This is a genomic window from Brucella sp. TWI559, from assembly GCF_039674265.1.
Lineage (GTDB): Bacteria > Pseudomonadota > Alphaproteobacteria > Rhizobiales > Rhizobiaceae > Brucella > Brucella chromiisoli.
The window spans coordinates 225,824-250,484 of sequence record NZ_JBDJNE010000001.1; the positions used below are offsets into that span (position 1 = coordinate 225,824).

The following is a 24,661-nucleotide window of genomic DNA, read 5'->3' on the forward strand; positions in this document are numbered from 1 at the left end:
AGAAAGGGCCGGGCATTGCCCGGCCTTTCGCTGTTTCAGTTACCGGCATTATAGGCGGTAATCGCTGCCATATTGACGATGTCGGTATCTTTTGCGCCAATGCTCACGATCTGCGCTGGTTTGTCGAGGCCGACCAGCAGAGGGCCGATGATGGTCGCGCCACCCAGTTCCTGAAGCATATTGGCTGCAATCGATGCCGAGTGATTGTCTGGCGTGACGATGACATTGGCAGGGCCCGACAGGCGGATGAATGGATACTGGTCCATCAGTTTCGGGTTGAGAGCAACATCCGCGCTCATTTCGCCATCAAATTCGAAATCGACATGGCGGGTGTTGAGGATACGTACCGCCTCCTGAATGCGCGCCGAGCTTTCGCCACCCATATGGCCAAAGGTCGAAAAGGCGGTGAGTGCAACACGTGGCACATAGCCCATCCGGCGTGCCATGCCCGCGGCTTCCACCGCAATGTCAGCCAGTTCTTCAGCCGTTGGCTTTTCGTGAACAGCAGTGTCGGCGATAAACACCGTGCGGCCACGACAGAGCGCAATGGAGACACCGACCAGACGATGACCCGGCTTTGAATCAATCACGCGACGCACATCTTCAAGACCGGTTGCATAGTTACGGGTGATGCCCGTTACCATGCCATCCGCATCGCCAAGGGCAACCATACAGGCCGCAAAATGATTGCGGTCATTGTTGATCAGGCGGTGGCAATCGCGCGTCAAATAGCCTTTGCGCTGAAGTTTCGCGTAGAGATAGTCGGCATAGACCGCGTTGCGGCTCGACAGACGCGCATTGATGATTTCAATGCCCGGACGATTAAGATCAAGACCAGCTTCCTTGGCGGTTTCGGCAACACGCTCTTCGCGCCCAACCAGAATGGCAGTGCCAAGCCCCTGATTGACGTAGGAAACAGCGGCACGCATGGTTGGCTCTTCTTCACCTTCGGCAAAGACGATGCGCTTTGGCTGACGGCGCACGCGCTCGTAAATGCCGCGCAGCGTGGAGGCAATCGGATCGCGGCGGGCGAGCAGTTCCTGCTTATAGGCTTCGATGTCTTCAATTGCGCGCCCGGCGACACCTGTTTCCATCGCGGCCTTGGCCACCGCCGCCGAAACGGTTGCGAGCAGACGCGGATCGAACGGAACCGGAATGATATATTGCGGACCAAAGCGCGGACGGCTGCCCTGATAGGCGGCCACCACATCATCCGGCACGTCTTCGCGGGCCAGTTCTGCGATTGCGTAAACTGCTGCAATCTTCATTTCGTCATTGATCGTGGTGGCACGCACATCGAGTGCGCCACGGAAAATATACGGGAAGCCCAGCACGTTGTTGACCTGGTTCGGATAGTCCGAACGGCCGGTGGCAACGATGGCATCATCACGCACTTCCGCCACATCTTCCGGGGTCACTTCCGGGTCCGGATTGGCCATGGCGAAGATGATCGGATTTGGCGCCATTGAACGCACCATTTCCTTGGTCAGCGCGCCCTTTGCCGAAACGCCGAAGAAGATGTCAGCATCTTTCATCGCATCTTCGAGCGTGCGCTTGGACGTCTTGATGGCATGGGCCGACTTCCACTGGTTCATCCCCTCTTCGCGGCCCTGATAGACAACGCCTTTGGTATCGCAGAGGGTTACGTTTTCGGATGGGAAGCCAATGGCCTTAATGAGTTCGATACAGGCAATGCCTGCTGAGCCAGCACCATTGCAGACAAGCTTGGTATTCTTGATGTCGCGGCCCGTCAGGTGCAGCGCATTGATCATGCCGGCTGCGGCGATGATTGCCGTGCCATGCTGGTCATCATGGAAAACTGGAATATCCATCACTTCGCGCAGACGCTGTTCGATGATGAAGCAATCCGGAGCCTTGATGTCTTCGAGATTGATGCCGCCGAACGATGGGCCGAGATAGCGCACCGCATTGATGAATTCATCAATGTTTGTCGTATCGACTTCCAGATCGATGGAATCGACATCCGCAAAGCGCTTGAACAGCACTGCCTTGCCTTCCATCACAGGCTTGGAAGCCAGCGCGCCAAGATTGCCAAGGCCCAGAATGGCGGTGCCGTTGGAAATGACCGCAACCAGATTGCCCTTGGCGGTATAATCATAGGCGGTGGCGGGATTTTCCGCGATTGCCTTGACGGGTACTGCGACGCCCGGGGAATAGGCCAGCGAAAGGTCGCGCTGCGTGGTCATTGGCTTGGTGGGATTGATTTCCAGCTTGCCGGGGCGACCATGAGCGTGAAAGTCGAGTGCTTCCTTCTCACTGGCTGTGGGTGTGCGTTCTGGCGTGTTGCCCTTCGGCGTCGAGACTGGCATGTTCCCTCCGGTTTCTTCTGCGGGACGAATTCGATAACGCCAGTCCGCGGGAGTGTAAACAACGCATTTTGGAATAGATATTGATCCTAAAAAGCATGATATGGATATTATTATGTCTTTAAATGGATTTAAATCGCAATAAATGAAGGTTTGGCATGGAAGCGAAGGTCGAAGAAAAACAGTTGGAAGCGGGAGAAAATACCGCGCAGGAAACCGCTGTTCGCCTCACGCCCATGATGGAGCAGTATATTGAGATCAAAGCTGCGAATGTTGATTCGCTGCTTTTCTACCGCATGGGCGACTTTTACGAGCTGTTTTTTGACGATGCGGTTGAAGCTTCCAAGGCGCTCGGCATCACTCTGACCAAGCGCGGCAAGCATTTGGGCGACGATATTCCGATGTGCGGCGTGCCGGTCCATGCCTCTGATGATTATCTCCAACGCCTGATCGCCAAAGGTTATCGCGTTGCAGTTTGTGAGCAGATTGAAGATCCGGCGGAAGCCAAAAAGCGCGGCTCAAAATCGGTGGTCCGTCGCGATGTGATCCGGCTGGTCACACCCGGTACGATCACCGAAGAAAAGCTGCTTGATCCGTCAGAGGCCAATTATCTGATGGCGCTTGGCCGCACCAAGGGTGATGGCGCGCTGGCCCTTGCATGGATCGATATTTCAACCGGCACGTTCCGCGTTGTGGAGACAACGGAAAATCGGCTTTTTGCCGATGTTGCCCGTGTTGACCCGCGTGAACTGGTCGTCGCTGATACGGCCTTTCATGATGCAGACTTGCGCCCGATTTTTGATCTGATTGGAAAGTCGGTTGTGCCGCAGCCTGCGACACTGTTTGACAGTGCTGCCGCAGAAACCCGCATTCAGCGTTATTTCAATGTCGCAACCCTTGACGGTTTCGGGCAGTTCAGCCGTTCCGAACTGTCTGCCATTTCCGGTGCCATTGCCTATATTGAAAAGACGCAGATTGCCGAACGTCCGCCTTTGATGCGGCCAGAGCGCGAGCATGAAGGCGGTACGATTTTCATCGATCCGGCCACCCGCGCAAGCCTCGAACTTGCCCGTACCATGTCGGGCAATCGCGAGGGCAGTCTGCTCAAGGCCATCGACCGTACGGTGACGGGTGGCGGCGCGCGCTTACTTGCAGAGCGCTTGACCGCACCTTTGACTGATCCAAAGGCGATTGCGCTGCGCCTTGATGCTGTTTCATGGTTTCTGAGTGAGCAATCGCTCTGCGAAGGGCTTCGGCTAGAGTTGAAAGGCGTGCCGGATATGCCGCGCGCGCTTTCACGACTTGCGGTGGGTCGCGGCGGGCCGCGTGATCTTGGCGCTTTGCAGCGCGGTTTTGAAGCGGCGAACGGCATTGCCTCGCTTCTTGAAGGCACCATTCTGCCGGATGAACTGGCACATGCGCGCGAAGCCATTGAGACATTGCCTGTTAGCTTTGCGGCCCATATCGACCGCGCGCTTGCCGACGAGATGCCGCTTTTGAAGCGCGACGGCGGTTTTGTACGCGAAGGCTATAATGCAGAACTCGATGAAATGCGCGCTCTGCGTGATCAGTCACGCCGCGTCATTGCCGGGCTTCAGGCGGATTATATTGAGGAAACCGGCATTAAAACGCTGAAAATCAAGCACAACAACGTGCTTGGTTATTTTATCGAAGTGACCGCCAATAATTCCGGCACCATGACGGACAGTGATGAAGCCAAGGGCCGTTTCATTCATCGTCAGACCATGGCCAATGCCATGCGTTTTACAACAACGGAACTGGCAGAACTTGAAAGCAAGATCGCCAATGCAGCTGATCGGGCTTTGTCGATTGAGCTGGCAATCTTTGAGGAACTGACGGCGGAAGCCGTCAGCCATGCGGACAGCATTCGTGCGGCGGCAGTCGCCCTTTCAGTGTTTGACGTTTCTGCTTCGCTTGCCGTTCTTGCCGAAGAGCAGGGCTATTGCCGCCCGCTGGTCGATGACAGCCTGTCGTTTAACATTGTCGCGGGTCGCCATCCGGTGGTTGAGCAGGCATTGCGCCGTCAGGCGGCTAATCCCTTTGTGGCCAATGATTGTGATCTCTCACCGCAATCAGATGGTGGCAATGGCGCGATCTGGCTGCTGACCGGCCCGAATATGGGCGGTAAATCGACCTTCCTGCGCCAGAATGCCTTAATTGCGATTCTTGCGCAGATGGGTTCGTTTGTGCCTGCAGGTTCCGCCCAGATCGGTGTCGTGGACAGGCTTTTCAGCCGCGTTGGTGCGTCTGATGATCTGGCGCGGGGCCGTTCGACTTTCATGGTGGAAATGGTTGAAACCGCTGCCATTCTCAATCAGGCGGGCGAGCGTTCGCTGGTCATTCTTGATGAAATTGGTCGTGGCACGGCAACCTTTGACGGGCTTTCCATCGCCTGGGCTGCTGTTGAGTATCTGCATGAGAAGAACCGCTGCCGCGCACTGTTTGCCACGCATTTCCATGAAATGACGGCGCTGTCCGAAAAGCTCGACCGGTTGTTCAACGTTACCATGCGCGTCAAGGAATGGGACAATGATGTCGTCTTCCTGCATGAAGTGGCAAAGGGTGCGGCTGACCGTTCCTATGGCGTGCAGGTTGCGCGCCTTGCCGGTCTGCCGGAAGCTGTCGTCAATCGTGCGCGCGATGTGCTGCATCAGCTGGAAGCAGGCGAAACATCCGGCAAGGCTGACAAGCTGATTGATGATCTGCCGCTGTTTTCTGTTGTTCTGCAACAGGAAAAACCCAAGCCGCAGGCAGCCACAAAAGACAGTGAACTCGCCAAAGCCGTCGCTGAAATCAGCCCCGACGAGCTGACGCCGCGTGAAGCGCTTGAGCTGATCTATAAGCTTAAAGAGCTTTCGGGCAGGGCGTAAAATCAAAAAGGCGAAGCTGGTGCTTCGCCTTTTCTTTTATACAAAGCGGTTAGCGTCCGCGCCGTAATAAGTAATGTAGCGGCTGGAAATGCGCTCAATCGGCAGGATGATGAAAACATCCGTGGTGCCAAAAGCTTCATCGATCACTGCGCCATCACCAATCATCGCACCAAGGCGTAAGTAGCCTTTCACCAGCGGTGGCATCGAGAAGAGTGCTACCTTGGTGTTGATCGCTTCCTTTGGCATTAGATCCATCGGCTGATAGCGATGGGGGAGCGCGCGCACGTCCCAATCCGGCGTTGCACGGCAATTCTGGTAAAGGAACGAAAGCCCCAGCGCATGTGCGGCAGGCACGGCACCATGGAACGATGCACAACCAAACATCACATCAATCGAATGGCGACGGCAATAGGCCCACGCACCCTGCCAGAGCAACTCAACCGTACGCTTGGAACGATACTCCGCTTTAACGCAGGAGCGTCCAAGTTCGAGAAGCTTGAGGTCGGGACGCGACAGTGCAAGACGCTGCACGTCATATTCGTCGGCTGAATAGAAGCCGAGTGACTTTTCAGCCTGCTCGCTGCGCATCAGGCGATAGGTGCCGACGATCTGCTTGTGCTCAGGCACAGGCAGGGCAGTGTCATAAACCAGAAGATGATCGCAAATGGCATCGAACCGGTCGGCGTCTCTCAATTCAACTTCTTCAATGGTTTCCTTGCGGGCGCCCATCTCTTCGAAGAAGACACGAAACCGCAATTCCTGCGCAGCTTCAATCGCTTCGCGGGAGTTTGCAAGTCGTACTTCAAGTGAACCAATGCGTCCCAATACAATGGGGTCACCATTGGTTTCAAAAAGTGCCTGCTGTGCTTCTATACCCGACATGATCGTATCATCGATGATTTGCTGGCTCATTCCAAGCAGTGTTGACATGATGATTCGCTCCTGATCCTGTTATTCACGCATTCCTGAATGGTTTGCAGTGGCAACGGATGATTTGTTTCATTCTCGCCATAGCAATAGAGTGTCAGTGCTACGTGAGGATGACAGAAGCGTGTCACCAATGTGTCAATCGCTGTGAGTGGCGCTTATCCCCTTCAAAAAATTGTTAAATTTGAAATTCAAACTATGACAAAGGGTCATTTGGATCAAGTGCTGCGCTTTGCGTGCAAGAAAGAGCCTATCTCGCTGCCTTTCTTTCACGCCGCCATCCAAGAAACTCTTCGAGAATGATCAGGCCCGCACCGATGGTAATGAAAGCATCCGCGAGATTGAAGACGGCAAAAGACCATGTCGGCAGGTGGAAGAGAATGTAATCCACGACATAGCCATGCATGACGCGGTCGATCAGGTTCCCGATCGCGCCACCCACCACAAGCGCAAAGCCATAACGCGCAAAGACCCGGTTGGCCGGATTGGTCCACCAGAGGTAAAGCACGAAAACAATGACGGCTGCGGTGATTGCGACCAGTCCCCAGTCATGCAGCCATGCCAGCATCGAAAACGCGATGCCTTCATTGTGCGTGCGAAACAGCGCAAGAAACGGCAGCAGGTCAATCTGTTGCCCATAGCCCATGCGGGTTTCGACAAGATATTTGACGCCCTGATCGATCAGGACTGCGATAATGACAACGAGAAACGACGACAAAACCGCATGACGCTTCATCCGCTGACCCTTTCATCAAGCGTGAGCGCCTCGCGGCGAATTTCATAAAGCATGACACCCGTGGCAATCGCCAGATTGAGCGAATCTGCGCGGCCTGCCTGTGGGATGCGTGCAAGCTTGTCGCAGCTCTCAGCAAGTGCGTCCGGTAGACCCTGCTGTTCATTGCCCATCATCAGAATGACCGGCTTTTTGGCATAAGGGATGGTGCGATAATCGACAGCACCTTTGAGATGGGTGCCAACGAGGAGGCCCGAAAAGCCTTTGCGCCAGCTGAGAAACTCAGTTTCCGTTGTCTTATAGAGCGGCATTGAGAAGACCGAGCCCATCGTGGCGCGCACGGTTTCAAGCGAATAGGGATCAGTGGTATCACCAATCAGGATGATGCCCTTGGCACCGACCGCGTCAGCGGTGCGGATAACCGTACCGAGATTGCCGGGATCGCGCACGCGATCAAGTGCGATGTAAACATCGTCGCCTTTTGGCCTGAGGTTTGCAAGCTGCTGATATTGCTGCTCGAAAACGCCAACCACCATCTGCGGATTATCGCGCCGCGTGATCGCAGCCATGATCTTTTCGGTCACTTCGAGCACCAGTCCGCCTTTTGCGAAGGTACGCGCTGCAACCTGCTCAACCATCTTGTTGCCTTTGCCGGACTTGGCAAACACCAGTGTCTTGATGCGCCAGTCCTGTTCAAAGGCATCAATCACCAGCTTCAGACCTTCAGCCAGAAACACGCCCTGCTGATCGCGAAATTTTTTCAGCGCCAGCGAGCGCAGGTCTTTGACAATCGGATTGGTGAGGCTGGTGACTTCCTTCACCTGTCCCACGCGAGGACTTGAATGCATATTGCCGCTTTTGGAGAAATCGTCGTTTCGGCTCATTTTGCTACCCAGCGGCTGAACATGGAGGTGGAAAGTGCGCGTTGGCTTGCACGTTCACGAAGAATAAGTTCGCCCGATTCGACCGTCCCGCCAAGGCCGGTAAAACGGTCGCGCACCAGTTCATGAATGGCGAAGAAGGAAGCGCGGATCGAATAGGCAGTCAGAATGACGGCCAGCGCGTTTGGCGTGAGAATGGAACGGCAGGTATCGACCATGGCAGGCAGATGTTCGAACAACTGCCAGACTTCGCCGTTCGGCCCACGGCCATAGGCGGGCGGATCAAGCAGGATGATGTCGTAGAAACTGCCGCGGCGCTCTTCGCGCGCGACGAATTTCATAGCATCTTCGCAGATCCAGCGGATCGGTTTGTCGGAGAGGCCTGCCATTTCCTGATTTTCGCGTGCCCAGATGATCGCCTTCTTGGAGGCGTCAACATGGGTGACTTCAGCACCGGCGCGCGCTGCAACGAGCGAGGCTACACCCGTATAGCCGAACAGATTGAGCACTTTTACCGTGCGGCCCGCCTTGGCTGCTTCACGGATCAGACCGTCCATATAAGACCAGTGGGCGGCCTGTTCCGGGAAGACCCCGACATGGCGAAACGACGTGAAGCGGCCATGAAACGAAATGCCGTCATGCTGCATCGGCCAGGTTTCGCCCAGAGTTTCACCAAGCGGCAGCTTCGGGAAAGCCCAGCGTCCCATGCCTTCTTCATCGGTGTTGCCGGTAAAGACCGCATCAGCCGTATCCCATTCGCTCTTAGGCAAGCTTGGGAGCCAGATTGCCTGACCTTCCGGGCGAATGATGCGATAAGGGCCATATTGTTCGAGCTTGAGACCGTTGCCGCTGTCGAGCAGCGCATAGTCATCCGATGGCGCGGTTTCGAGAATAACCGGTGCGCGCTCGCCCGGACGCGCACCTGCATAAGCTTTGATTTCGCGCTGAGGGGCAGCAATCTGCTTTTCTTCAGCGGGCTTTGGTGTGGCTTTTGCAAATTGCGGACGCGGCTTTTTGAAGAACGCAGCCTTGCTGTCCGGCTTGTTCTCCTGCCTTGCTGCTGAACGCGGTTCATCATGCTTTGCACGGCCTGAACCGCGCTGCTCTTTACCGCCTGTTGGCTTTTTGCCTTTTCCTTTTGGCGCCTTCACCCGAAACTCCGTGATCTATTTGGCCCGTAGGTAGGCCAAATAGTACCGGAACGAAAGTGAAAAAGAAAAGCGAGTGCTATCGGAGAGTAGAAACTGCGTTTGAGGCATGGCGCTTTTCAGCCGTTTCGGCACGTTCCAGAAGCAGCGACGCTTCCTTTTTATAATGGCGTCCGCGGCGGCGATGCTTGCCTTGCGTCAGCCATGTCACAGCCGCGCCGATCAGCGCACCAAGGATAAGCGCCCCAAACAGCCAGATAAACAACGGTGCCTGATAGGTCAGCGCCGGATTGCCGGGATTAAACGGGTCAATTGTCAGACCGACCGTTTCACGGTTGGCAACCGAAAGCGCGATCAGAATGACCGCCAACGGTACTAAAATGACAATCGTGATAACGCGCTTTGCCACCATGATGGATCAGATGGCACCGTTGAGACGGTCGCGCAGCTCTTTACCGGTTTTGAAGAACGGCACCCACTTTTCTTCGACTTCAACCGTATCGCCGGTGCGCGGATTGCGACCGCTGCGGGCAGGGCGGTTTTTTACCGAGAAAGCGCCGAAGCCGCGCAATTCCACTCGATTTCCCTCGGCAAGTGCGCTGGTGATCTCATCAAAAACCGCGCCAACGATATTTTCAACATCGCGCTGGAAAAGATGCGGATTACGGCTGGCGATAATCTGAACGAGTTCGGATTTGATCACGGCTTTAAACCCCTGTGTTTTCGTTGTCCGCCAAAGGACTCACTTATTTGCCGGGGTGATACCCGACGTTCCATCAACGTGCCAAACCGAAAGAAGTCCGTCAAGGAAGATACGATCATTTGCGATCTCCTTTAGCAATCCATCGGCCTGCTGCGGTACGCCAAGAAGACGCGCACCGGCGTGAATAATCAGATCACGCAGCGAAAAACCTGTGTCGCTGCTTTCCGGCTTCCATTCGAGCTTGGGCAAATCTTTCGACACGCCCTTGCTGTCTAGCCATGCCACAGCTTCTTCTTCACCGCCCAGTCCGTCAATCAGCTTGTTTTGAACGGCCTGACGTCCGGTGAAAACAGCACCATTGGCAAGTGCAAGCGCTTCTTCATGCGTGAAAGAGCGGCGTTCCTGCACGATTCCCACGAACCAATCGTAGGAATCCATGATCATATTGCGGATCATCGCCTTGGCTTCTTCGCTTGCGGGGCTGAAATAATTTGGCTCGGCTTTCAGCGGCGACGACTTGATCGCCTCGACTTTGACGCCAACGGTATCGAGAAGCTTTGAAAGGTCGGGATATTGGAACAGCACACCGATTGATCCGACGATGGACGTCTGGCGCGCAATAATATGATCAGAAGCGCTGGCAATCATATAACCAGCCGATGCTGCAAGTGTCCCAACCTGGGTTACGACGGGCTTTTTTTCGGCAATTTTCCGAACTGCCTCATAAATTGATTCGCCACCAACAGTGGTGCCGCCGGGTGAATCAAGGATCAGAATAACCCCTTTGACCGCATCGTCATTGGCAATTTTATTGAGGCGCTTGAGCAGTTCTTCATTCTCGAAAATGGTGCCTTCAATGCGAACTTTTGCAACATGTGGCGTGGCAAAATTCGGGCCGCGCATGGAATAGGAGGCAATGCCAGCAATCAGTGCCGCCAGCAAAAGCAAAAAAGCAACGCGCCAGATGGTGAGCTTTCTGCGCAGTTTGCGTCTTTCGATCAGTGCTTCGGCATCATGAGCCATGCTTATCCATCCACTTCATACAGTATCACAAACCTCTTTTAATCTATGGCTGGCAATAGGGAAAGGCGGCAATCATTTTATCCCAATTGATCCAAGACTATAATCAAAATCAGTTTTATGTTAACAATGAAGTGATCAGCTTTTTACCTGCATTTTGGGGGCTAAAACATACGTTTTTCGGCCATTTTTTAGTGTCCCGTCACATTTGCATGGCAGGTGCGTTGTTTTGCGGTCTGTAATAGACTTGAGTGTCGGGCTATTGCATCCCAAATAAGCCATATTGAACGAAGACAGCATCAGATGAAAATGTTCATTCCTGATGTTCGTGTAAACAGTTGAGCAATAAACGGACATTAAAAACGCCGACGATTAACATTAAATGATCGAAAGATATGATGAGCGCTGACACACCACATATACATGCTTCGCAAGGCGCTGCCACCGCAGCCCCAAAAGGCGCAGGCATGCATTTTGGAGCGTCTGAAAAGGCTGCTTCTGTTTTTCGTTCGGCCCAGCGGCACTCGATCCGCGTGCGCGTGCTTAAAGCAGCCCTGCCTGTTGCAGCCATTGCGCTTGCAGCCGTGTTTTCCTGGTACACATTTCTGGCAACGCCCTCAGCGCCTGTGAAGGTTGAGGTCAACAATGGCGGCGAGGCTGGAAAGCTTGTGATGAGCAATCCGCAGCTTAACGGCTATACCAAAGACAACCGCCCCTATTCGATGATTGCTCAAAAGGCTGTGCAGGACGCCAAAAACAGCGGTTCGATTGCGCTTGAGGGCATTTCTGCAGAGCTCCCCGTTGGCGAGAATGGCAGCGCCAAGGTTGAGGCTGCTTCCGGTGTTTACGACAATGCGAACGGTCGTTTGCAACTTGATAAGGATTTTACTGTTACGACAAACGAAGGCTTGCGCGCCGTCATGCGTTCTGCGGATGTTAATCTCAAGAGCGGTCAGGTGACGACGGATAAGCCTGTCGATATTCGTAATGGTAGTACACAGATTAGCGCTGACAGCATGCAGATCAAAGAGAGCGGCAAGATCGTGATCTTTGAAAACAAGGTGCGTGTTGTCATTGACGGTGGCGCGGTTTCAGGTGACAACACGCCTGGTTAAAATCGTATTGCCGCTGACTTTGGGCTTCGTTTCTTTCTGCGCAGTCAGATATTTGTATCTGGCTGCGTTCAGTTTAAGATCGGCGTCTAGTGATTATTGCTTGAGGTGGCGGTCTGAAAGGTTGATAGACTTTTCGGACGGGTTTATGCGTCGGGCATTGAATTTTATGCGCTCGGCCTGATTCCTTGGATGGGATATGTAGGGGAGCTAAAAAACATGGAACGCGAGACGGTCAAGATGAACAAGAGCATGAAGACCCGCAGTTTGCGGATAGGATTTGCGGCTTTGGCGCTTGGCCTGCTTGTTGCGCCGGTTTCCGTTCAGGCTCAGGATAGCCAGCAGGTGCCTTTTGGCAGTCTCAAGCTTTCCGGCGGCAAGGACCCGATCAAGATTGATGCCGACAAGCTTGAAATGCTCGATAAGGAAGGCAAGGCCATTTTCACGGGCAATGTTTCCGTGATGCAGGGCGATGCGCTTCTGAAGTCGGGCAAGATGATTGTCTTTTATAATAAGGACGCGCAGGGCGGAGGCACACAGCCCGCAGGCGGTACTGCCGGTTTGAGCGGATCGGGCATTGATCGCCTTGAAATCAGTGGCAAGGTTTATCTGAAATCCGGCACGCAGGTCGCAACCGGTGACACCGGAACCTATGATGGCAAAAGCCAGGTCATGGTGTTGCAAGGCCAGAAGGTCGTTCTGACCGATGGCGATAATGTTGCAACCGGCTGCAAGCTCACAGCCCATATGGACACCGGCAAGGCTTTCCTCGAAAGCTGCAAGGGCCAGAGCAAGGGCCGCGTCTCCATCATCATGGCGCCCGGCGATAAACAGCAGGGCGGTGCCGCGCCCAAATCGAATTAAGCGGAGCGTGCGTGGGATTGTTCTCGAACAAGAAGGCCGAAGAGTCGCAGACCGTTTCCGAGGATGTTGAAGGCGTCATGCCATCGCAGCCTGGCAAAGTGGCCCGTCTCAAAGGGACTTTGGTTGCCCGTGGCCTATGCAAAAGCTATCGCGGACGACAGGTTGTCAACGGCGTGTCATTTGGTGTGCGCGCTGGTGAAGCTGTGGGCATTCTTGGCCCCAACGGTGCCGGTAAGACCACCTGTTTCTATATGGTGACAGGCCTTGTTCCGGCGGATGCCGGTGCCATTGAGATCGATGGTTATGATGTAACTTCAATGCCGATGTATCGCCGCTCGCGTCTTGGTATCGGTTATCTGCCACAGGAAGCCTCGATTTTCCGTGGCCTTTCTGTTGAAAACAACATCAAGGCCGTGCTGGAAGTTGTCGAAAAAGACCGCAAGAAACGCGCGATAGAACTTGATGCCTTGCTCGAAGAGTTTCACATTGCGCATCTGCGTAAAGCACCCGCCATTTCGTTGTCCGGTGGTGAGCGTCGCCGTCTGGAAATTGCCCGTGCGCTCGCATCGCGCCCGAATTTCATGTTGCTTGACGAACCCTTTGCCGGTGTTGATCCGATTGCGGTTTCCGATATTCAGCAGCTTGTGCGTCATCTGACCAGTCGTGGCATCGGCGTCCTGATCACCGACCACAATGTGCGTGAAACGCTCGGCCTGATTGATCGTGCCTATATCATCCATGCGGGACAGGTTCTGACTCATGGCCGTCCTGCGGAAATCGTCGCCAATCCTGACGTGCGCAGGCTCTATCTCGGCGATCAGTTCACCCTCTGATTCAATCTGATTGCAACGCGTGCTCTGAAATCGCAGTCCATGCGGTTTCTTTCCTGCGACTATTTTCCACTTTTGCCCGTAAAACGCACATTCTGAATTGACAAGCAAGGTTCGTACCAGTTTTGATGACTGACACGCCTTGATTGAAAAGAAATTTGGAAATGGCGGTTTTGCCAGCCTTTGATGTGTTGGCAGGGGGAAACCGGGGGAATTACACAACGCATGGCCCTATCGCCGAAGCTTGATTTTCGCCAGTCGCAGTCGCTGGTGATGACGCCTCAGCTGATGCAGTCTATCAAGCTGCTTCAGATGACGCATGTCGAGCTGGATCAGTTTCTTAATCTTGAAATTGAAAAAAATCCGCTGCTGGACAGAATAGAGGCAGCGAATGATGATTTTTCAGACGCAGAGCCTCAACGCGACAATGAGGATGCTGGCGCATCTGATCCCACAGCAGATGACGACTGGTTCAAGACAGAAGCTGTCGAGGATGCGCAGGGTCTCTCATCCGCTTTCGACAGTTCGCTGGAGAATATCTTTCCCGATGATCCGGGTCGCAGCGATGATGCACATATGGACGTTGCCGCACAGTGGAAGACGTCCGCAGGCGAAACTTATAGTGCAGGCGGCAGCTATGACATTGATCAGGTTACGGCAAGTCGCATCTCGTTGAGCGCGCATGTTGCCGAGCAAATAGCAATGACATTTGCCAGCGTCCCTGACCGCTTCATTGCAACCGCTCTGGCCGATGCTTTGGATGAGAGCGGTTATCTGCGTGCTGATGTGACATTGCTTGCCCAGAATCTTGGCCTTGAGACAGGCCATGTCGATCGCATTCTTCATGAAATGCAGAGCTTTGATCCTGCTGGACTTTTTGCGCGTGATCTGCGCGAATGTCTCGCCATACAGCTTCGTCTCAAGGATCGGTTTGATCCGGCGATGGAAGCCCTGGTTGACAATCTTGATCTGCTCGCGCGGCGGGATTTTGCAGCGCTTAAAAAGCTTTGCGGAGTCGATCAGGCCGATATTCTCGATATGCTCAATGAGATTCGGATGCTTGATCCCAAGCCTGGAACCCAGTTTGAGGTTTCGGTCGCGGATGTCATCATCCCGGATGTGCTGGTGGCGATGGTGCGTGATGGAACCTGGGGGATTGAGCTTAATCCAGCCTCACAGCCCCGATTGATCGTGAATAATGAATATTATGCTGAAGTCAGCCCTTCCATCAAAGGTGAGGAAAAGGCATTTCTGGCTGATTGCATGCAGTCGGCTAACTGGCTGATGCGCAGCCTCGATCAGCGGGCGCGCACGATCCTGAAAGTGGCGCAGGAAATTGTGCGTCAGCAGGATGGATTTCTGCGTCACGGCGTAACGCACCTCAAGCCGCTTAATCTGCGCACCGTGGCCGATGCCGTTGGCATGCATGAATCAACGATCAGTCGCGTCACGGCCAACAAATTCATGGCAACACCGCGCGGCGTGTTTGAACTGCGCTATTTCTTCAATGCATCCATCGCTTCTTCCGAAGGAGGCGATGCGCATTCGTCCGAGAGTGTGCGGCATCGTATCCGTCAGATGATCGACGCGGAAAAGCCTGAGGATGTCTTATCCGATGATGCGATCGTTGATGCCTTGAAAAAGGACGGCGTGGATATTGCACGCAGAACGGTAGCGAAATACCGCGAAGCGATGAATATTCCATCATCGGTTCAACGCAGGCGGGAAAAGAAAGCGCGATTGTCTGCGCGCTAAAGTTTATCTGGGGGAGCTTTCGCAAAAAATGGCTGCCAGAAGCTGTGATTGACAATTAACCTTTAAGCCAATAGAAGCCCCGCTCGCGTTAGGATACGCATTTGTAAAGGTCGGCATTTTGGTGTCTGGCCGACAAAACGAAAGGCTCGGTAATATTTCGGGAAACGCTTCCGCGTTTCCGGCGTTACATAAAAGAACGATGTGCAGCGATCTTCTCATTCATGTGTTTTGAAGGCACATGGGGGAAATAAATTCAAAAGCCGCTTTGGAGCAGATATTCGGTCGGGTGTTTTGGCACGGTGTCCGAATTTGTGAAACGGGGCTTGAAAATAGCACAGGACGAAAAGCAAATTTGATGCTGGTTCGCTTTGCGCTTCGCTCACCTTGTGGTTAGACTGCGTCCTGTTGTGTAACGCAAATGAGGTGTACCAAATGACTCTGCGTGTATCTGGAAAGCATATGGACGTCGGCGAGGCTTTTACGACCCGGATCATTGATCGGGTTAATGAAGCGGTCGGCAAATATTTTGATCATGGCTTTTCCGGGCAGGTAACGGTCACCAAGTCCGGATCGCGCTACAGCGCAGATTGCACTTTGCATCTTGATAGCGGTGCCACTCTTCAGAGCACCGGGGATGCACAGGACCCGCAATTGGCGTTCGATGCGGCTGCAGAAAAGATTGAAACACGCTTGCGTCGGTACAAGCGTCGTTTGAAATCCCGCCCTGCGACTGCACCAAATGCGATCTATGATGATGTGGCATATCGTGTTATGGCACCGCTGCCGGAGGAAGAGGAGGATCTTCCGGTGGATTACGCGCCAACTATTGTTGCGGAATCGTCTGTCGCTCTTCGCACCCTTTCGGTCGCGTCGGCGGTTGTGGAACTTGACCTGATTGAAAATCCGGTTCTGGTCTTCCGCAATGCAGGCAATGATGAAGTGAATATCGTCTACCGTCGTGCGGACGGGAATATTGGCTGGGTTGATCCGTCAACGGTGACCCGCCAGTCCGCACCACGCGCCTGACGGCAAACCGAAGCGCACGCAGTCTTTCTCGCTGTCGTGCGCTTCTCTAAACCGGGCCGAAATGGCCTGATTGAAGAAGGAACGGAGAGAATGGATCTTAGTGATCTGATTCAGCCTGGGGCGATTATCCCGGCGCTGAAAGCCAGCTCCAAAAAGCAGCTTTTGCAGATTCTGTCTGAAAAGGCTGCGGAACTGACCGGTCTCCCGGAGCGTGAAGTTTTCGAAACGATTCTCCAGCGCGAACGCCTTGGTTCTACAGGCGTTGGCAATGGCGTTGCCATTCCTCATGGCAAGCTCGCAAGCATCGACAAGATTGCAGGGATTTTTGCGCGCCTTGAAACGCCAGTGGATTTTGAAGCATTGGACGATCAGCCCGTTGATCTTGTGTTCTTGCTTCTGGCACCTGAAAATGCAGGTGCCGACCATCTGAAGGCCCTGTCGCGTATCGCTCGCATGTTACGCGATGCCGACACCGTGGCAAAGCTGCGCGGAACCCATGATGCGCAGGCACTTTATTCATTCCTGTCATCGCATCCGGCGTCAAACGCCGCTTAAACCTGTCATTAAAAAAGTAAGGCCGCCGTTTCGGGGAGAACGGCGGCCTTTCTTTATACCTGTTTATCAGGATATTTTTAATGCAGCATAACCGTGCGCAATTCATGTTCATGCGCGCCCTGCAAGGCGGTGGCACGGACATCGGACAGGACGATAGGCTCGCCGCTGGCGCCAAACAGCGCCCAGATTTCTATACCTGGAGCAATCGGGGGGAGGGCCGGGAAGGTGCGGGTGAGATCGTCGGAACGAATCTTGCGCACATAAGCCACTTCACCTTCACCCAGATGAGCGAATTCATGTTCCGTGAGGATGTGTCTGTTCATCATCGTAGCCTCCGTTTTCGCGGCATATCATTTGCGATCATGGCGCTTAAGAGCTTAATAAATCCCTATAGCTGTTTTTAGTTGAACCTAAGCTGAACCAGCTTCACTCTTTCACTGCTATATTGATACGTTTGATCAGCCGTTCTGGTTCAGGTCGATCAAGATCAATGGCGAGAAGTCCATTTTTCAGTTCACACCCGACAACCCGCATACCATCGGCCAGAACAAAGACGCGTTGAAACTGACGCGCAGCAATGCCGCGATGCAGAAATTCGCGCTCCGTATCGTCGTTTTGGCGTCCGCGGATGACAAGCTGATTGTCTTCCGTCATGACTTCAAGATCGTCGCTGGCAAATCCTGCAACTGCAAGCGTGATACGCAGGCGTTCAGAGCCAGTCTCGCCACGCAGACGTTCTATATTATAAGGCGGGTAACCATCACCGGATTTGGCAATCCGTTCCAGCGTCTTTTCCATTGTGTCGAATCCGAGCAAAAGCGGGCTCGAAAACGGTGTAATTCTTGTCATTGCATCAGTCCTTATCGAAGCGACCGTCTTGGAAAGAACCCTTGCGGCGTATCTTTCACTCAACTGATATGGCTTGTGAAAGGTCCGACTTCAAGAGCCAAAGTCCAATTCCTCCCATCACACTGTAAATCCGATGGGGTCGATGCAAAACTTGTCAATATGTGTGGAAAAACATGAGAGTGCGACCGTCCTCTTGGGCGCACAAAGCTCGTTTTAACGCCGCGCTTCGCTCAGCGCGTGGCCAAAAGCCGTTGCAAAGCTTTCGCGATCATCCGGATTGAGAAAGCCGCCGATGAGAACGCGATACGGGCGGCTTTCCACATGCATGGATGTAATGCCGAATTCCGGCTTTCGTGCTATTGTGAACCGTGCCCGGAACGGATGAAACTCATGTTCGATCAATTTTCCTGAAGGCTCAAATTTGCGGATATGCAGGGCCGCGCGTGAAACGGATATTTCCTCGCGCGCTTTCGCCGTATGGTAATTCCAGCGAAAAGCCAGATAGATCAGCAAGACATCAAGACCAAAAAAGCCGATGATCGGCCATGCACCGATTGACCAGAACAGAACGCAGACAAACAGCCAGCAACTGATCAGCCCGCCCATCAGCACCCGAAAACCCGTTTTCCCCAATGAGCGATAGGGCGTCAGCAGGGCTTTAAAAATTGGGGTGTCAAACGCGTCTGGGTTTGCGCCGTCTGGATGGTGCATGGATTTCACGACCATTCCGGTCGCCTCAATGTGCGGAGTGTTTGGGGGCTGCGTCAAGCTGTGAACTGTTTTCCGCGGATGCAGCCAAGTATAGAGGCAAAATGGAAAACACCAAAATCAAATCCTCCGTGACTGTAAGTGCGCCCGCGCGTCGCGCGCGCCGTGTGGCTGGTACGCTTTATACGGCTGACGAGATTCACGAAATTTTCCGCCGCTTTTCCATTATTCGCCCTGAACCCAAGGGCGAGCTTGAGCATGTGAATGCTTTCACGCTGCTGGTGGCTGTGGCCTTGTCAGCGCAGGCAACGGATGCGGGGGTGAACAAGGCAACCCGAGCGCTTTTTGCCATCGCTGACACACCGCAAAAGATGCTGGCGCTGGGCGAAGACACGGTTGGCAATTATATCCGCACCATCGGCCTTTGGCGCAACAAGGCGAAGAATGTCATTTTGCTGTCTGAAGCGCTGATTCGTGATCATGGCGGCGAAGTGCCCGATGATCTTGATGCGCTGGTGAAACTGCCCGGCGTTGGCCGCAAGACGGCCAATGTCGTGCTGAGCATGGCCTTTGGTCATGCAACGATGGCGGTGGACACACATATCCTGCGCATTGGCAACCGGATCGGGCTTGCACCGGCCAAGACGCCGGATGCGATGGAAGCCATTCTGATGCGGATTATCCCGAAAGAATATCTCTTCCATGCGCATCACTGGCTGATCCTGCATGGACGCTATACCTGTAAGGCACGCAAGCCCGCATGCGAGAATTGCGTGATTGCCGATATCTGCAAATTTCCGGGAAAGACGTGCGATATTCCTGCGGCGCTCATTGCGCTACCGCCGCAGCCTTAAAGTCTCTTTTGCAGAAATTGCCTTGTGCAGATGGATCATCATGGCAGCTGCAAAAAGCGGTGTCAGCAGATTGAGGAGCGGGATCGCAAGAAAGGCTGCGATGACCAGCCCCGCAAGGAAGACTGTCACACCATATTGCGAGCGTAACGCTTTCGCTTCCGCTTCTGACCGGTAGCGCATGGCGGCAAATTCAAAGAACTCGCGCCCCAGAAGATAGGCATTGATCACGAAAAAGGCGATCAGGTTGACACCCGGCACAAACAGCAGAAGCAGCGCTATAATATTGCCGAGAATGACCACGCCTAAAAATTTGAGCGACGCCACAACGGCGCGTCCGAGCGGTAACGCTGTGCCTTGAGGCTCGCCCGGATAATCCTCGCGCTCGACCACATCAGCAACATCATCAAGGAAAATGCCAGCAACAAGAGCTGTGACGGGCGCGATCATCAAAGCAAGAACGAGCGCCAACCCAAGACCTGCAACGATAGCCGCAACAATGCCAAGCCATCCGGCCCAATCGGGCATTCCGGGCAGGATTTGCTCCATCCATGGCCAAGCCAAAGTAAAAAATATTTGACGAATGGTGACCCATAGCCCGACGAGCAGGAGAAGCGTCAGCCCCAATGTTTTCCATAAAACAGAACGAAATTCCGGCGTTGGAAGGCGCTTTAACGCTTTTAGTGCCGCTTCAATGATCATTCAGGTCCACTTTCCGTGATCTCAAAGGATCAAAATAAGAATATCAGCGCTGCTGTGCAATATGCGCTACCCACAGAAGGCAGGCTTAACAGGGTAGTCAAAAGACTTGCAAAAGGCTAAACCCGCCCCACATGACTGCCGCCGTACCGCTTGTCTGAATGTCTCGGACAGAGGCGGGCAGCAGACAAAAGGGGAGCCCCAGATCAAGCTCATGGCTACATTCGACGTTCTTTGCATTGGCAATGCCATTGTCGATATTATCTCGCGCACAGAGGATGCATTCCTTGAAACAAACGGCATCATCAAAGGTGCCATGAACCTGATTGATGGTGACCGGGCAGAATTGCTTTATAGTCGCATCAAAGGTCAGGTCACCGAAATGTCTGGCGGCAGCGCAGGCAACACGGCGGCTGGCGTTGCAAGCTTTGGCGGTCGCTCCGCCTATTTTGGTAAAGTCGCAACCGATCATCTAGGCCGCGTCTTTGCGCATGATATTCGCGCGCAGGGTGTCGCTTTTGATACGCGTCCTCTGGAAAAGGGATCGCCGACAGCGCGTTGCACGATTTTCGTTACTCCGGATGGCGAGCGTTCGATGAACACCTATCTTGGTGCCTGCGTCGAGCTGGGGCCGGAAGATATTGAAACCTCGAAGGTAGCGGACGCTAAGGTCACTTATTTCGAGGGTTATCTGTGGGACCCACCCCGTGCCAAGGAAGCCATTGTTCTGGCCTCCAAGATTGCCCATGAACATGGCCGCAAGGTCGCCATGACGCTTTCTGATCCATTCTGTGTTGATCGCTATCGCGAGGAATTCCTTGATCTGATGCGTAAAGGAACGGTCGATATCGTTTTCGCAAATGAAGACGAGGCCAAGTCGCTTTATCAGACCCACGCGCTGGATGACGCCATCGAATCGTTGCGCAAAGACTGTCCGCTGGTCATTGTGACGCGTTCGGAAAAAGGTGCGGTGGTCATCACTGAAGACCAGACTCTTGTCGTTCCGGCGATCGAAATCGAAGAGCTGGTCGATACGACCGGCGCGGGTGATCTCTACGCTGCCGGTTTTCTGTATGGCTATACCAATGACCGTTCGCTGGAAGATTGCGCCCGTCTTGGTTCGCTTGCAGCCGGTATGATTATTCAGCAGATGGGCCCGCGCCCACTGGCCAATCTTCAGGCCGTGGCGGCTCAGGCCAAGCTTATCTGATTATTCATCCGGTCTTACAATCCGGTCGCGCTTGAGCTCTTCTTCAGTGCGACCGGGGCGGCTTTTATAAACTGGCAGATTCCAGCCGAAATAGAGCGCCCCGCCGCGCACGATGAATGCGGTGAGCGCCGCTGAGAGGCTTGCAAAAACCGGGTCAACACCAAAACGTTCCAGCAAGACATAGAGACATGCACCGGCCAGTGCTGCGCTGACATAAATTTCCCGTCGCATCAGAACGGATGGCTCACCGGCCACCATATCGCGCAAAATTCCGCCAAGAGTTGCTGTGAAAATACCCGTAACGATGGCGACGGACGGCCCAAAGCCCAGCGCAAGCCCTTTGGCCGCGCCCACAACCGTATAGGCTGCCATACCGATAGCGTCACACCAAAGCAGAAGCCGGTAGCGCGATTCGAAGAGATGTGCCGTGAAATAGACGATGATGGCGGCCGATGTGCCAGCCAGCAAATAGAACGGTTCAATCACCCAGAACACCGGTGCGCCCAGAAGCAGATCGCGAATCGTCCCCCCACCAATACCTGTTATATTGGCGAGAAAGATGAAGCCGATAATGTCGAGCTGGCGGCGTGAGGCGGCAAGCGCGCCGGTGGCGGCGAAGACAAACACACCTGCAAAATTTGCAAAATCAAAGATCGTCACGCATGTCTCCCGACTGACATTCTGTCGATATTCCGATGGTTAGGGACAAAAAGAAAGAGCGGCGATAAACCCGCCGCTCTTTGTTTGAATAGGTGTCAGCAGTAGATAGGCTTAGGCATCGCCCTCAGGTGCCGCAGTGTTTTCCGCCGCAACCTTTGGACCGCCCTTCGAAACGCCAACCATGGCCGGACGCAGCACGCGATCACCAATGGCGTAGCCTGCCTGAACAACCTGAACAACGGTGTTGTTCGGAAGCTCGGGATTTGGAACTTCAAACATCGCCTGATGGAAGTTCGGGTCGAACTTCTGACCTTCTGGATCAAGCTTCGTTACGCCGTGGCGTTCCAATGCCTGCAGCATGGCGCGCTCGGTCATTTCCACGCCTTCGGCCAGCGACTTGAGATTGGCATCGCTTTCCAGTGCGTCTGCGGGGATCGCATCCTGTGCGCGGCGCAGATTGTCGGACACTGAGAGCATATCGCGGGCAAAATTCGTCACGGCATAGGTGCGCGCGTCCTGAACATCGCGCTGGGTGCGCTTGCGCAGATTTTCCATCTCGGCAACCAGACGCAGCATCTGGTCTTTCAGCTCTGCATTGTCAGCTTCAAGCGCTGCAATGGTGTTGGCGGCCAGATTTTCGGCGTCAACAGTTGCGTCTTCTTCGACCTCAGCGCGTGCCTCAGCCTTGCGGCTTTTCAGAAAATCATCGGCAGCACGCTTCAGCGCATCACGATCACGAGGATTGTTGATATCGCGCTGCTCAAGATCGGGGTTTTCAGGTGTGTTTTTTTCATCAGCCATAATGCTTCTTCCGTCTTGAAGTGTGTTTGCCCGGATATTGAGTTTCGCGGGATTAAAATCAAGGTCTAATTTCCCGGCCTTGTTAAGTCTGACACTTATATCAGGAATTAACGCAACAATCGGGAGACAATTTGCGCAGTATAATCGACCATTGGCACGATGCGCGCATAGTTTAGCCGGGTCGGGCCAATGACACCCAAAGCACCAACGATGCGCTGTTCGCTGTCACGATAAGGGGCAACCACCAGCGAAGACCCGGAAAGGGAAAACAGTTTGTTTTCCGAACCGATGAAAATCCGCACCCCGGAACCCGATTCAGCCAGATCAAGCAACTGGATCATACCATCCTTGGTCTCTAAATCATCAAACAGATGCCTGAGACGCTCAATATCTTCCTGCGCATGAATGTTTTCAAGTAGATTGGCTCGGCCACGCACGATCAGCCGTGCTGGCTGATCCGAGCCTGCGCCACTCCAGACCGCTATGCCTTGCTCAACCAGTTCCTGCGAGAGCTGATCAAGCTCCAACCTGGTTTCTTCCGACAGCTTTTCGAGCTCCGACTTTGCTTCCGACAGTGTGTGGCCATGAATATGCGCGTTAAGAAAGTTGGAAGCTTCCACCAGTTGCGATGCGGAAATGCCAGCTGGCAGATTGATGACGCGGTTTTCGACATCGCCATTTTGCATCACCAGCACCGCAAGCGCACGCGTCGGCTCTAAACGCACGAACTCGATATGTTTGAGCGCGCCTTCCGTCTTGGTTGCAAGCACAAGGCCTGCGCCGCGCGACAGGCCGGAGAGAACCTGACTGGCTTCGGTGAGCACGCTTTCAACTGAATTGTTCGTGCCGGCCGAGCGAACCTGTGCCTCAATGGATGAGCGTTCATCGGGCGGCAGATCACCCACTTCCATGAATGCATCGACAAAGAAACGCAGCCCGATCTGCGTCGGTAGACGCCCGGCGGAAATATGCGGGGCATAAATCAGGCCGAGATGTTCCAGATCGCTCATCACGTTGCGGATGGTGGCGGGCGAAAGACTCCGTGGCAACAGACGCGATAAATTGCGCGAACCGACCGGATCGCCATCATTGAGATAGCTGTCAACGATCAGCCGGAATATATCGCGCGACCGTTGATCGAGCGAACTGAGCAACTGATGTTCTGGTGACTTGATCATGGTCTGAATGCGAACCCTTTGAATTGAAGGCTCTAAATATAAGGCGGCGCGCCGAAGCGTCAAAGGCCTAAGCGCATTCTAACAGGTGCTCTCAACACTTGTATCGTTATTAATGGCGAAATTTCTTTCTATTTGCTACCGAGCAGCCTAAAAAGCCGCAACGAAAATCGAAGTGAGGAATTACCATGCGTCCATCCAAGCGCGCTGCTGACGAAATGCGTGCCGTGTCTTTTGAGCGCGGCGTCTCCAAACATGCGGAAGGCTCGTGCCTTGTGAAGTTCGGCGACACCCACGTCCTGTGCACGGCAAGCTTAGAGGAAAAGGTTCCGGGCTGGATGCGCAATTCCGGCAAGGGCTGGGTCACGGCAGAATATGGCATGCTGCCACGCTCGACCGGTGATCGTATGCGCCGTGAAGCAGCAGCCGGCAAGCAGGGCGGACGCACGCAGGAAATTCAGCGTCTGATCGGCCGTTCGCTGCGCGCTGTCGTTGACTTGCAGGCACTTGGCGAATTTCAGATCACAGTCGACTGCGATGTCATTCAGGCTGATGGCGGCACTCGCACCGCTGCTATCACGGGTGGTTTCATCGCTCTGCATGATTGTCTGCGCTGGATGGAAGCGCGCCAGATGATCCGCATCGAAAAAGTGCTCAAAGATCATATTGCAGCTATTTCCTGCGGCATTCACGAAGGTCAGCCTGTGCTTGATCTCGATTATGCGGAAGATTCGGCTGCTGAAACCGACAGCAATTTCGTCATGACCGGTAAGGGCGGGATTGTCGAAATTCAGGGTACGGCTGAAGGCGTACCATTCTCGGAAGAAGAGTTTGCAGCGCTCATGAAGCTTGCACGCGGCGGCATTAATCAGCTCGTTGAGTTGCAGAAGGCAGCACTTGCCTGATAGGGAAGGCCATCTCCATTGAAGAGGTGGC

The 24,661-nt window shown here is 54.0% G+C and carries 25 protein-coding genes; 10 read left to right on the forward strand and 15 right to left on the reverse strand.

What is annotated here, in order from left to right; all coding sequences use genetic code 11:
- Window positions 1-35: 35 nt before the first annotated feature.
- A complete protein-coding gene (locus tag ABE530_RS01005) occupies window positions 36-2,330 on the reverse strand; it encodes an NADP-dependent malic enzyme (protein ID WP_265982712.1) in 2,295 nt (764 codons plus the stop codon).
- 155 nt (window positions 2,331-2,485) lie between these two features.
- On the opposite strand from ABE530_RS01005, the gene mutS reads away from it, so the two are divergent.
- Window positions 2,486-5,218: a DNA mismatch repair protein MutS gene (mutS, locus tag ABE530_RS01010; protein WP_499693316.1), complete on the forward strand. Its 2,733-nt coding sequence runs from the start codon at window positions 2,486-2,488 to the stop codon at window positions 5,216-5,218.
- A 36-nt stretch (window positions 5,219-5,254) separates the two neighbouring features.
- Here mutS and olsB read toward each other — a convergent pair whose 3' ends face one another.
- The 7 genes from olsB to sppA form a co-directional block, all read right to left on the reverse strand.
- Complete coding sequence (gene olsB, locus ABE530_RS01015; protein ID WP_499693317.1) at window positions 5,255-6,148, reverse strand: l-ornithine N(alpha)-acyltransferase; 894 nt, start codon at window positions 6,146-6,148, stop codon at window positions 5,255-5,257.
- 247 nt (window positions 6,149-6,395) lie between these two features.
- On the reverse strand, window positions 6,396-6,881 hold the full coding sequence (gene lspA, locus ABE530_RS01020) for a signal peptidase II (protein ID WP_265982715.1): 486 nt from the start codon (window positions 6,879-6,881) through the stop codon (window positions 6,396-6,398).
- Window positions 6,878-7,762 (reverse strand): TrmH family RNA methyltransferase, encoded by an 885-nt coding sequence (locus ABE530_RS01025; RefSeq protein WP_499693318.1) that lies wholly within the window; start codon window positions 7,760-7,762, stop codon window positions 6,878-6,880. The genes lspA and ABE530_RS01025 overlap by 4 nt, the downstream gene beginning before the upstream one ends.
- Window positions 7,759-8,910, reverse strand: coding sequence for an RsmD family RNA methyltransferase (locus tag ABE530_RS01030; protein ID WP_499693319.1), 1,152 nt, complete (start codon window positions 8,908-8,910; stop codon window positions 7,759-7,761). Before ABE530_RS01030 ends, ABE530_RS01025 begins: the two co-directional genes overlap by 4 nt.
- Window positions 8,911-8,986: 76 nt before the next feature.
- A complete protein-coding gene (locus tag ABE530_RS01035) occupies window positions 8,987-9,319 on the reverse strand; it encodes a lipopolysaccharide assembly protein LapA domain-containing protein (RefSeq protein WP_265982718.1) in 333 nt (110 codons plus the stop codon).
- Between the two features lie 6 nt (window positions 9,320-9,325).
- Window positions 9,326-9,610 (reverse strand): integration host factor subunit beta, encoded by a 285-nt coding sequence (locus tag ABE530_RS01040; RefSeq protein WP_265982719.1) that lies wholly within the window; start codon window positions 9,608-9,610, stop codon window positions 9,326-9,328.
- A gap of 39 nt (window positions 9,611-9,649) precedes the next feature.
- Entirely contained in the window at window positions 9,650-10,633 is a 984-nt protein-coding gene (gene sppA, locus ABE530_RS01045; protein WP_499693320.1) for a signal peptide peptidase SppA, read from the reverse strand.
- A gap of 395 nt (window positions 10,634-11,028) precedes the next feature.
- On the opposite strand from sppA, the gene lptC reads away from it, so the two are divergent.
- The 6 genes from lptC to ptsN all read left to right on the forward strand — a co-directional run bounded on the left by lptC (window position 11,029) and on the right by ptsN (window position 16,772).
- Window positions 11,029-11,745 carry an LPS export ABC transporter periplasmic protein LptC gene (gene lptC / locus ABE530_RS01050; RefSeq protein ID WP_265983821.1) on the forward strand — a complete coding sequence of 239 codons (717 nt, stop codon included), beginning with the start codon at window positions 11,029-11,031 and terminating at the stop codon, window positions 11,743-11,745.
- 216 nt (window positions 11,746-11,961) lie between these two features.
- Window positions 11,962-12,606, forward strand: a complete 645-nt coding sequence (locus ABE530_RS01055; protein WP_265982721.1) for an LptA/OstA family protein — start codon at window positions 11,962-11,964, stop codon at window positions 12,604-12,606.
- Between the two features lie 11 nt (window positions 12,607-12,617).
- Window positions 12,618-13,439 carry an LPS export ABC transporter ATP-binding protein gene (gene lptB, locus ABE530_RS01060; RefSeq protein ID WP_396995875.1) on the forward strand — a complete coding sequence of 274 codons (822 nt, stop codon included), beginning with the start codon at window positions 12,618-12,620 and terminating at the stop codon, window positions 13,437-13,439.
- A gap of 222 nt (window positions 13,440-13,661) precedes the next feature.
- Window positions 13,662-15,191, forward strand: a complete 1,530-nt coding sequence (gene rpoN, locus ABE530_RS01065) for an RNA polymerase factor sigma-54 (RefSeq protein WP_499693321.1) — start codon at window positions 13,662-13,664, stop codon at window positions 15,189-15,191.
- A gap of 432 nt (window positions 15,192-15,623) precedes the next feature.
- On the forward strand, window positions 15,624-16,217 hold the full coding sequence (gene hpf / locus ABE530_RS01070) for a ribosome hibernation-promoting factor, HPF/YfiA family (protein ID WP_265982723.1): 594 nt from the start codon (window positions 15,624-15,626) through the stop codon (window positions 16,215-16,217).
- A 90-nt stretch (window positions 16,218-16,307) separates the two neighbouring features.
- Window positions 16,308-16,772: a PTS IIA-like nitrogen regulatory protein PtsN gene (gene ptsN / locus ABE530_RS01075; protein ID WP_499693322.1), complete on the forward strand. Its 465-nt coding sequence runs from the start codon at window positions 16,308-16,310 to the stop codon at window positions 16,770-16,772.
- Between the two features lie 77 nt (window positions 16,773-16,849).
- Here the strand turns inward: ptsN and ABE530_RS01080 are convergent, their stop codons facing one another.
- The 3 genes from ABE530_RS01080 to ABE530_RS01090 all read right to left on the reverse strand — a co-directional run bounded on the left by ABE530_RS01080 (window position 16,850) and on the right by ABE530_RS01090 (window position 18,332).
- Complete coding sequence (locus ABE530_RS01080; protein ID WP_265983824.1) at window positions 16,850-17,095, reverse strand: BQ00720 family protein; 246 nt, start codon at window positions 17,093-17,095, stop codon at window positions 16,850-16,852.
- A gap of 103 nt (window positions 17,096-17,198) precedes the next feature.
- On the reverse strand, window positions 17,199-17,621 hold the full coding sequence (locus tag ABE530_RS01085; RefSeq protein ID WP_265982726.1) for an Hsp20 family protein: 423 nt from the start codon (window positions 17,619-17,621) through the stop codon (window positions 17,199-17,201).
- A gap of 213 nt (window positions 17,622-17,834) precedes the next feature.
- Window positions 17,835-18,332 (reverse strand): DUF2244 domain-containing protein, encoded by a 498-nt coding sequence (locus ABE530_RS01090; RefSeq protein WP_265983825.1) that lies wholly within the window; start codon window positions 18,330-18,332, stop codon window positions 17,835-17,837.
- 101 nt (window positions 18,333-18,433) lie between these two features.
- Here ABE530_RS01090 and nth point away from each other — a divergent pair, with 101 nt between their 5' ends.
- Window positions 18,434-19,183 (forward strand): endonuclease III, encoded by a 750-nt coding sequence (gene nth / locus ABE530_RS01095; protein ID WP_499693323.1) that lies wholly within the window; start codon window positions 18,434-18,436, stop codon window positions 19,181-19,183.
- Here the strand turns inward: nth and ABE530_RS01100 are convergent.
- On the reverse strand, window positions 19,166-19,882 hold the full coding sequence (locus tag ABE530_RS01100) for a sulfate transporter family protein (protein ID WP_265982728.1): 717 nt from the start codon (window positions 19,880-19,882) through the stop codon (window positions 19,166-19,168). The genes nth and ABE530_RS01100 overlap by 18 nt on opposite strands.
- A gap of 211 nt (window positions 19,883-20,093) precedes the next feature.
- Between ABE530_RS01100 and ABE530_RS01105 the strand changes: the two genes are divergently transcribed.
- Window positions 20,094-21,089, forward strand: a complete 996-nt coding sequence (locus ABE530_RS01105; RefSeq protein WP_265982729.1) for an adenosine kinase — start codon at window positions 20,094-20,096, stop codon at window positions 21,087-21,089.
- Here ABE530_RS01105 and ABE530_RS01110 read toward each other — a convergent pair whose 3' ends face one another.
- From ABE530_RS01110 to hrcA, 3 genes are all read right to left on the reverse strand, one after another.
- Window positions 21,090-21,749: a trimeric intracellular cation channel family protein gene (locus tag ABE530_RS01110; protein ID WP_499693324.1), complete on the reverse strand. Its 660-nt coding sequence runs from the start codon at window positions 21,747-21,749 to the stop codon at window positions 21,090-21,092.
- Window positions 21,750-21,860: 111 nt separating this feature from the next.
- A complete protein-coding gene (gene grpE, locus ABE530_RS01115) occupies window positions 21,861-22,550 on the reverse strand; it encodes a nucleotide exchange factor GrpE (RefSeq protein WP_499693325.1) in 690 nt (229 codons plus the stop codon).
- 107 nt (window positions 22,551-22,657) lie between these two features.
- Window positions 22,658-23,728, reverse strand: a complete 1,071-nt coding sequence (gene hrcA / locus ABE530_RS01120; protein ID WP_265982732.1) for a heat-inducible transcriptional repressor HrcA — start codon at window positions 23,726-23,728, stop codon at window positions 22,658-22,660.
- A gap of 185 nt (window positions 23,729-23,913) precedes the next feature.
- Here hrcA and rph point away from each other — a divergent pair, with 185 nt between their 5' ends.
- Window positions 23,914-24,630, forward strand: a complete 717-nt coding sequence (gene rph, locus ABE530_RS01125; RefSeq protein ID WP_499693326.1) for a ribonuclease PH — start codon at window positions 23,914-23,916, stop codon at window positions 24,628-24,630.
- The last annotated feature ends 31 nt before the right edge of the window (window positions 24,631-24,661 follow it).

Bases quoted from the DNA above. Each gene is read 5' to 3' on its own strand.
- ABE530_RS01035 (WP_265982718.1), bottom strand. From the start codon at position 9,319: ATGGTGGCAAAGCGCGTTATCACGATTGTCATTTTAGTACCGTTGGCG.
- ABE530_RS01105 (WP_265982729.1), top strand. From the start codon at position 20,094: ATGGCTACATTCGACGTTCTTTGCATTGGCAATGCCATTGTCGATATT.
- rpoN (WP_499693321.1), top strand. From the start codon at position 13,662: ATGGCCCTATCGCCGAAGCTTGATTTTCGCCAGTCGCAGTCGCTGGTG.
- ABE530_RS01005 (WP_265982712.1), bottom strand. From the start codon at position 2,330: ATGCCAGTCTCGACGCCGAAGGGCAACACGCCAGAACGCACACCCACA.
- hrcA (WP_265982732.1), bottom strand. From the start codon at position 23,728: ATGATCAAGTCACCAGAACATCAGTTGCTCAGTTCGCTCGATCAACGG.
- grpE (WP_499693325.1), bottom strand. From the start codon at position 22,550: ATGGCTGATGAAAAAAACACACCTGAAAACCCCGATCTTGAGCAGCGC.
- ABE530_RS01100 (WP_265982728.1), bottom strand. From the start codon at position 19,882: ATGATCATTGAAGCGGCACTAAAAGCGTTAAAGCGCCTTCCAACGCCG.
- ptsN (WP_499693322.1), top strand. From the start codon at position 16,308: ATGGATCTTAGTGATCTGATTCAGCCTGGGGCGATTATCCCGGCGCTG.
- lptC (WP_265983821.1), top strand. From the start codon at position 11,029: ATGAGCGCTGACACACCACATATACATGCTTCGCAAGGCGCTGCCACC.
- ABE530_RS01090 (WP_265983825.1), bottom strand. From the start codon at position 18,332: ATGCACCATCCAGACGGCGCAAACCCAGACGCGTTTGACACCCCAATT.
- sppA (WP_499693320.1), bottom strand. From the start codon at position 10,633: ATGGCTCATGATGCCGAAGCACTGATCGAAAGACGCAAACTGCGCAGA.
- lspA (WP_265982715.1), bottom strand. From the start codon at position 6,881: ATGAAGCGTCATGCGGTTTTGTCGTCGTTTCTCGTTGTCATTATCGCA.
- ABE530_RS01085 (WP_265982726.1), bottom strand. From the start codon at position 17,621: ATGACAAGAATTACACCGTTTTCGAGCCCGCTTTTGCTCGGATTCGAC.
- olsB (WP_499693317.1), bottom strand. From the start codon at position 6,148: ATGTCAACACTGCTTGGAATGAGCCAGCAAATCATCGATGATACGATC.
- hpf (WP_265982723.1), top strand. From the start codon at position 15,624: ATGACTCTGCGTGTATCTGGAAAGCATATGGACGTCGGCGAGGCTTTT.
- ABE530_RS01025 (WP_499693318.1), bottom strand. From the start codon at position 7,762: ATGAGCCGAAACGACGATTTCTCCAAAAGCGGCAATATGCATTCAAGT.
- nth (WP_499693323.1), top strand. From the start codon at position 18,434: ATGGAAAACACCAAAATCAAATCCTCCGTGACTGTAAGTGCGCCCGCG.
- rph (WP_499693326.1), top strand. From the start codon at position 23,914: ATGCGTCCATCCAAGCGCGCTGCTGACGAAATGCGTGCCGTGTCTTTT.
- ABE530_RS01055 (WP_265982721.1), top strand. From the start codon at position 11,962: ATGGAACGCGAGACGGTCAAGATGAACAAGAGCATGAAGACCCGCAGT.
- mutS (WP_499693316.1), top strand. From the start codon at position 2,486: ATGGAAGCGAAGGTCGAAGAAAAACAGTTGGAAGCGGGAGAAAATACC.
- ABE530_RS01080 (WP_265983824.1), bottom strand. From the start codon at position 17,095: ATGAACAGACACATCCTCACGGAACATGAATTCGCTCATCTGGGTGAA.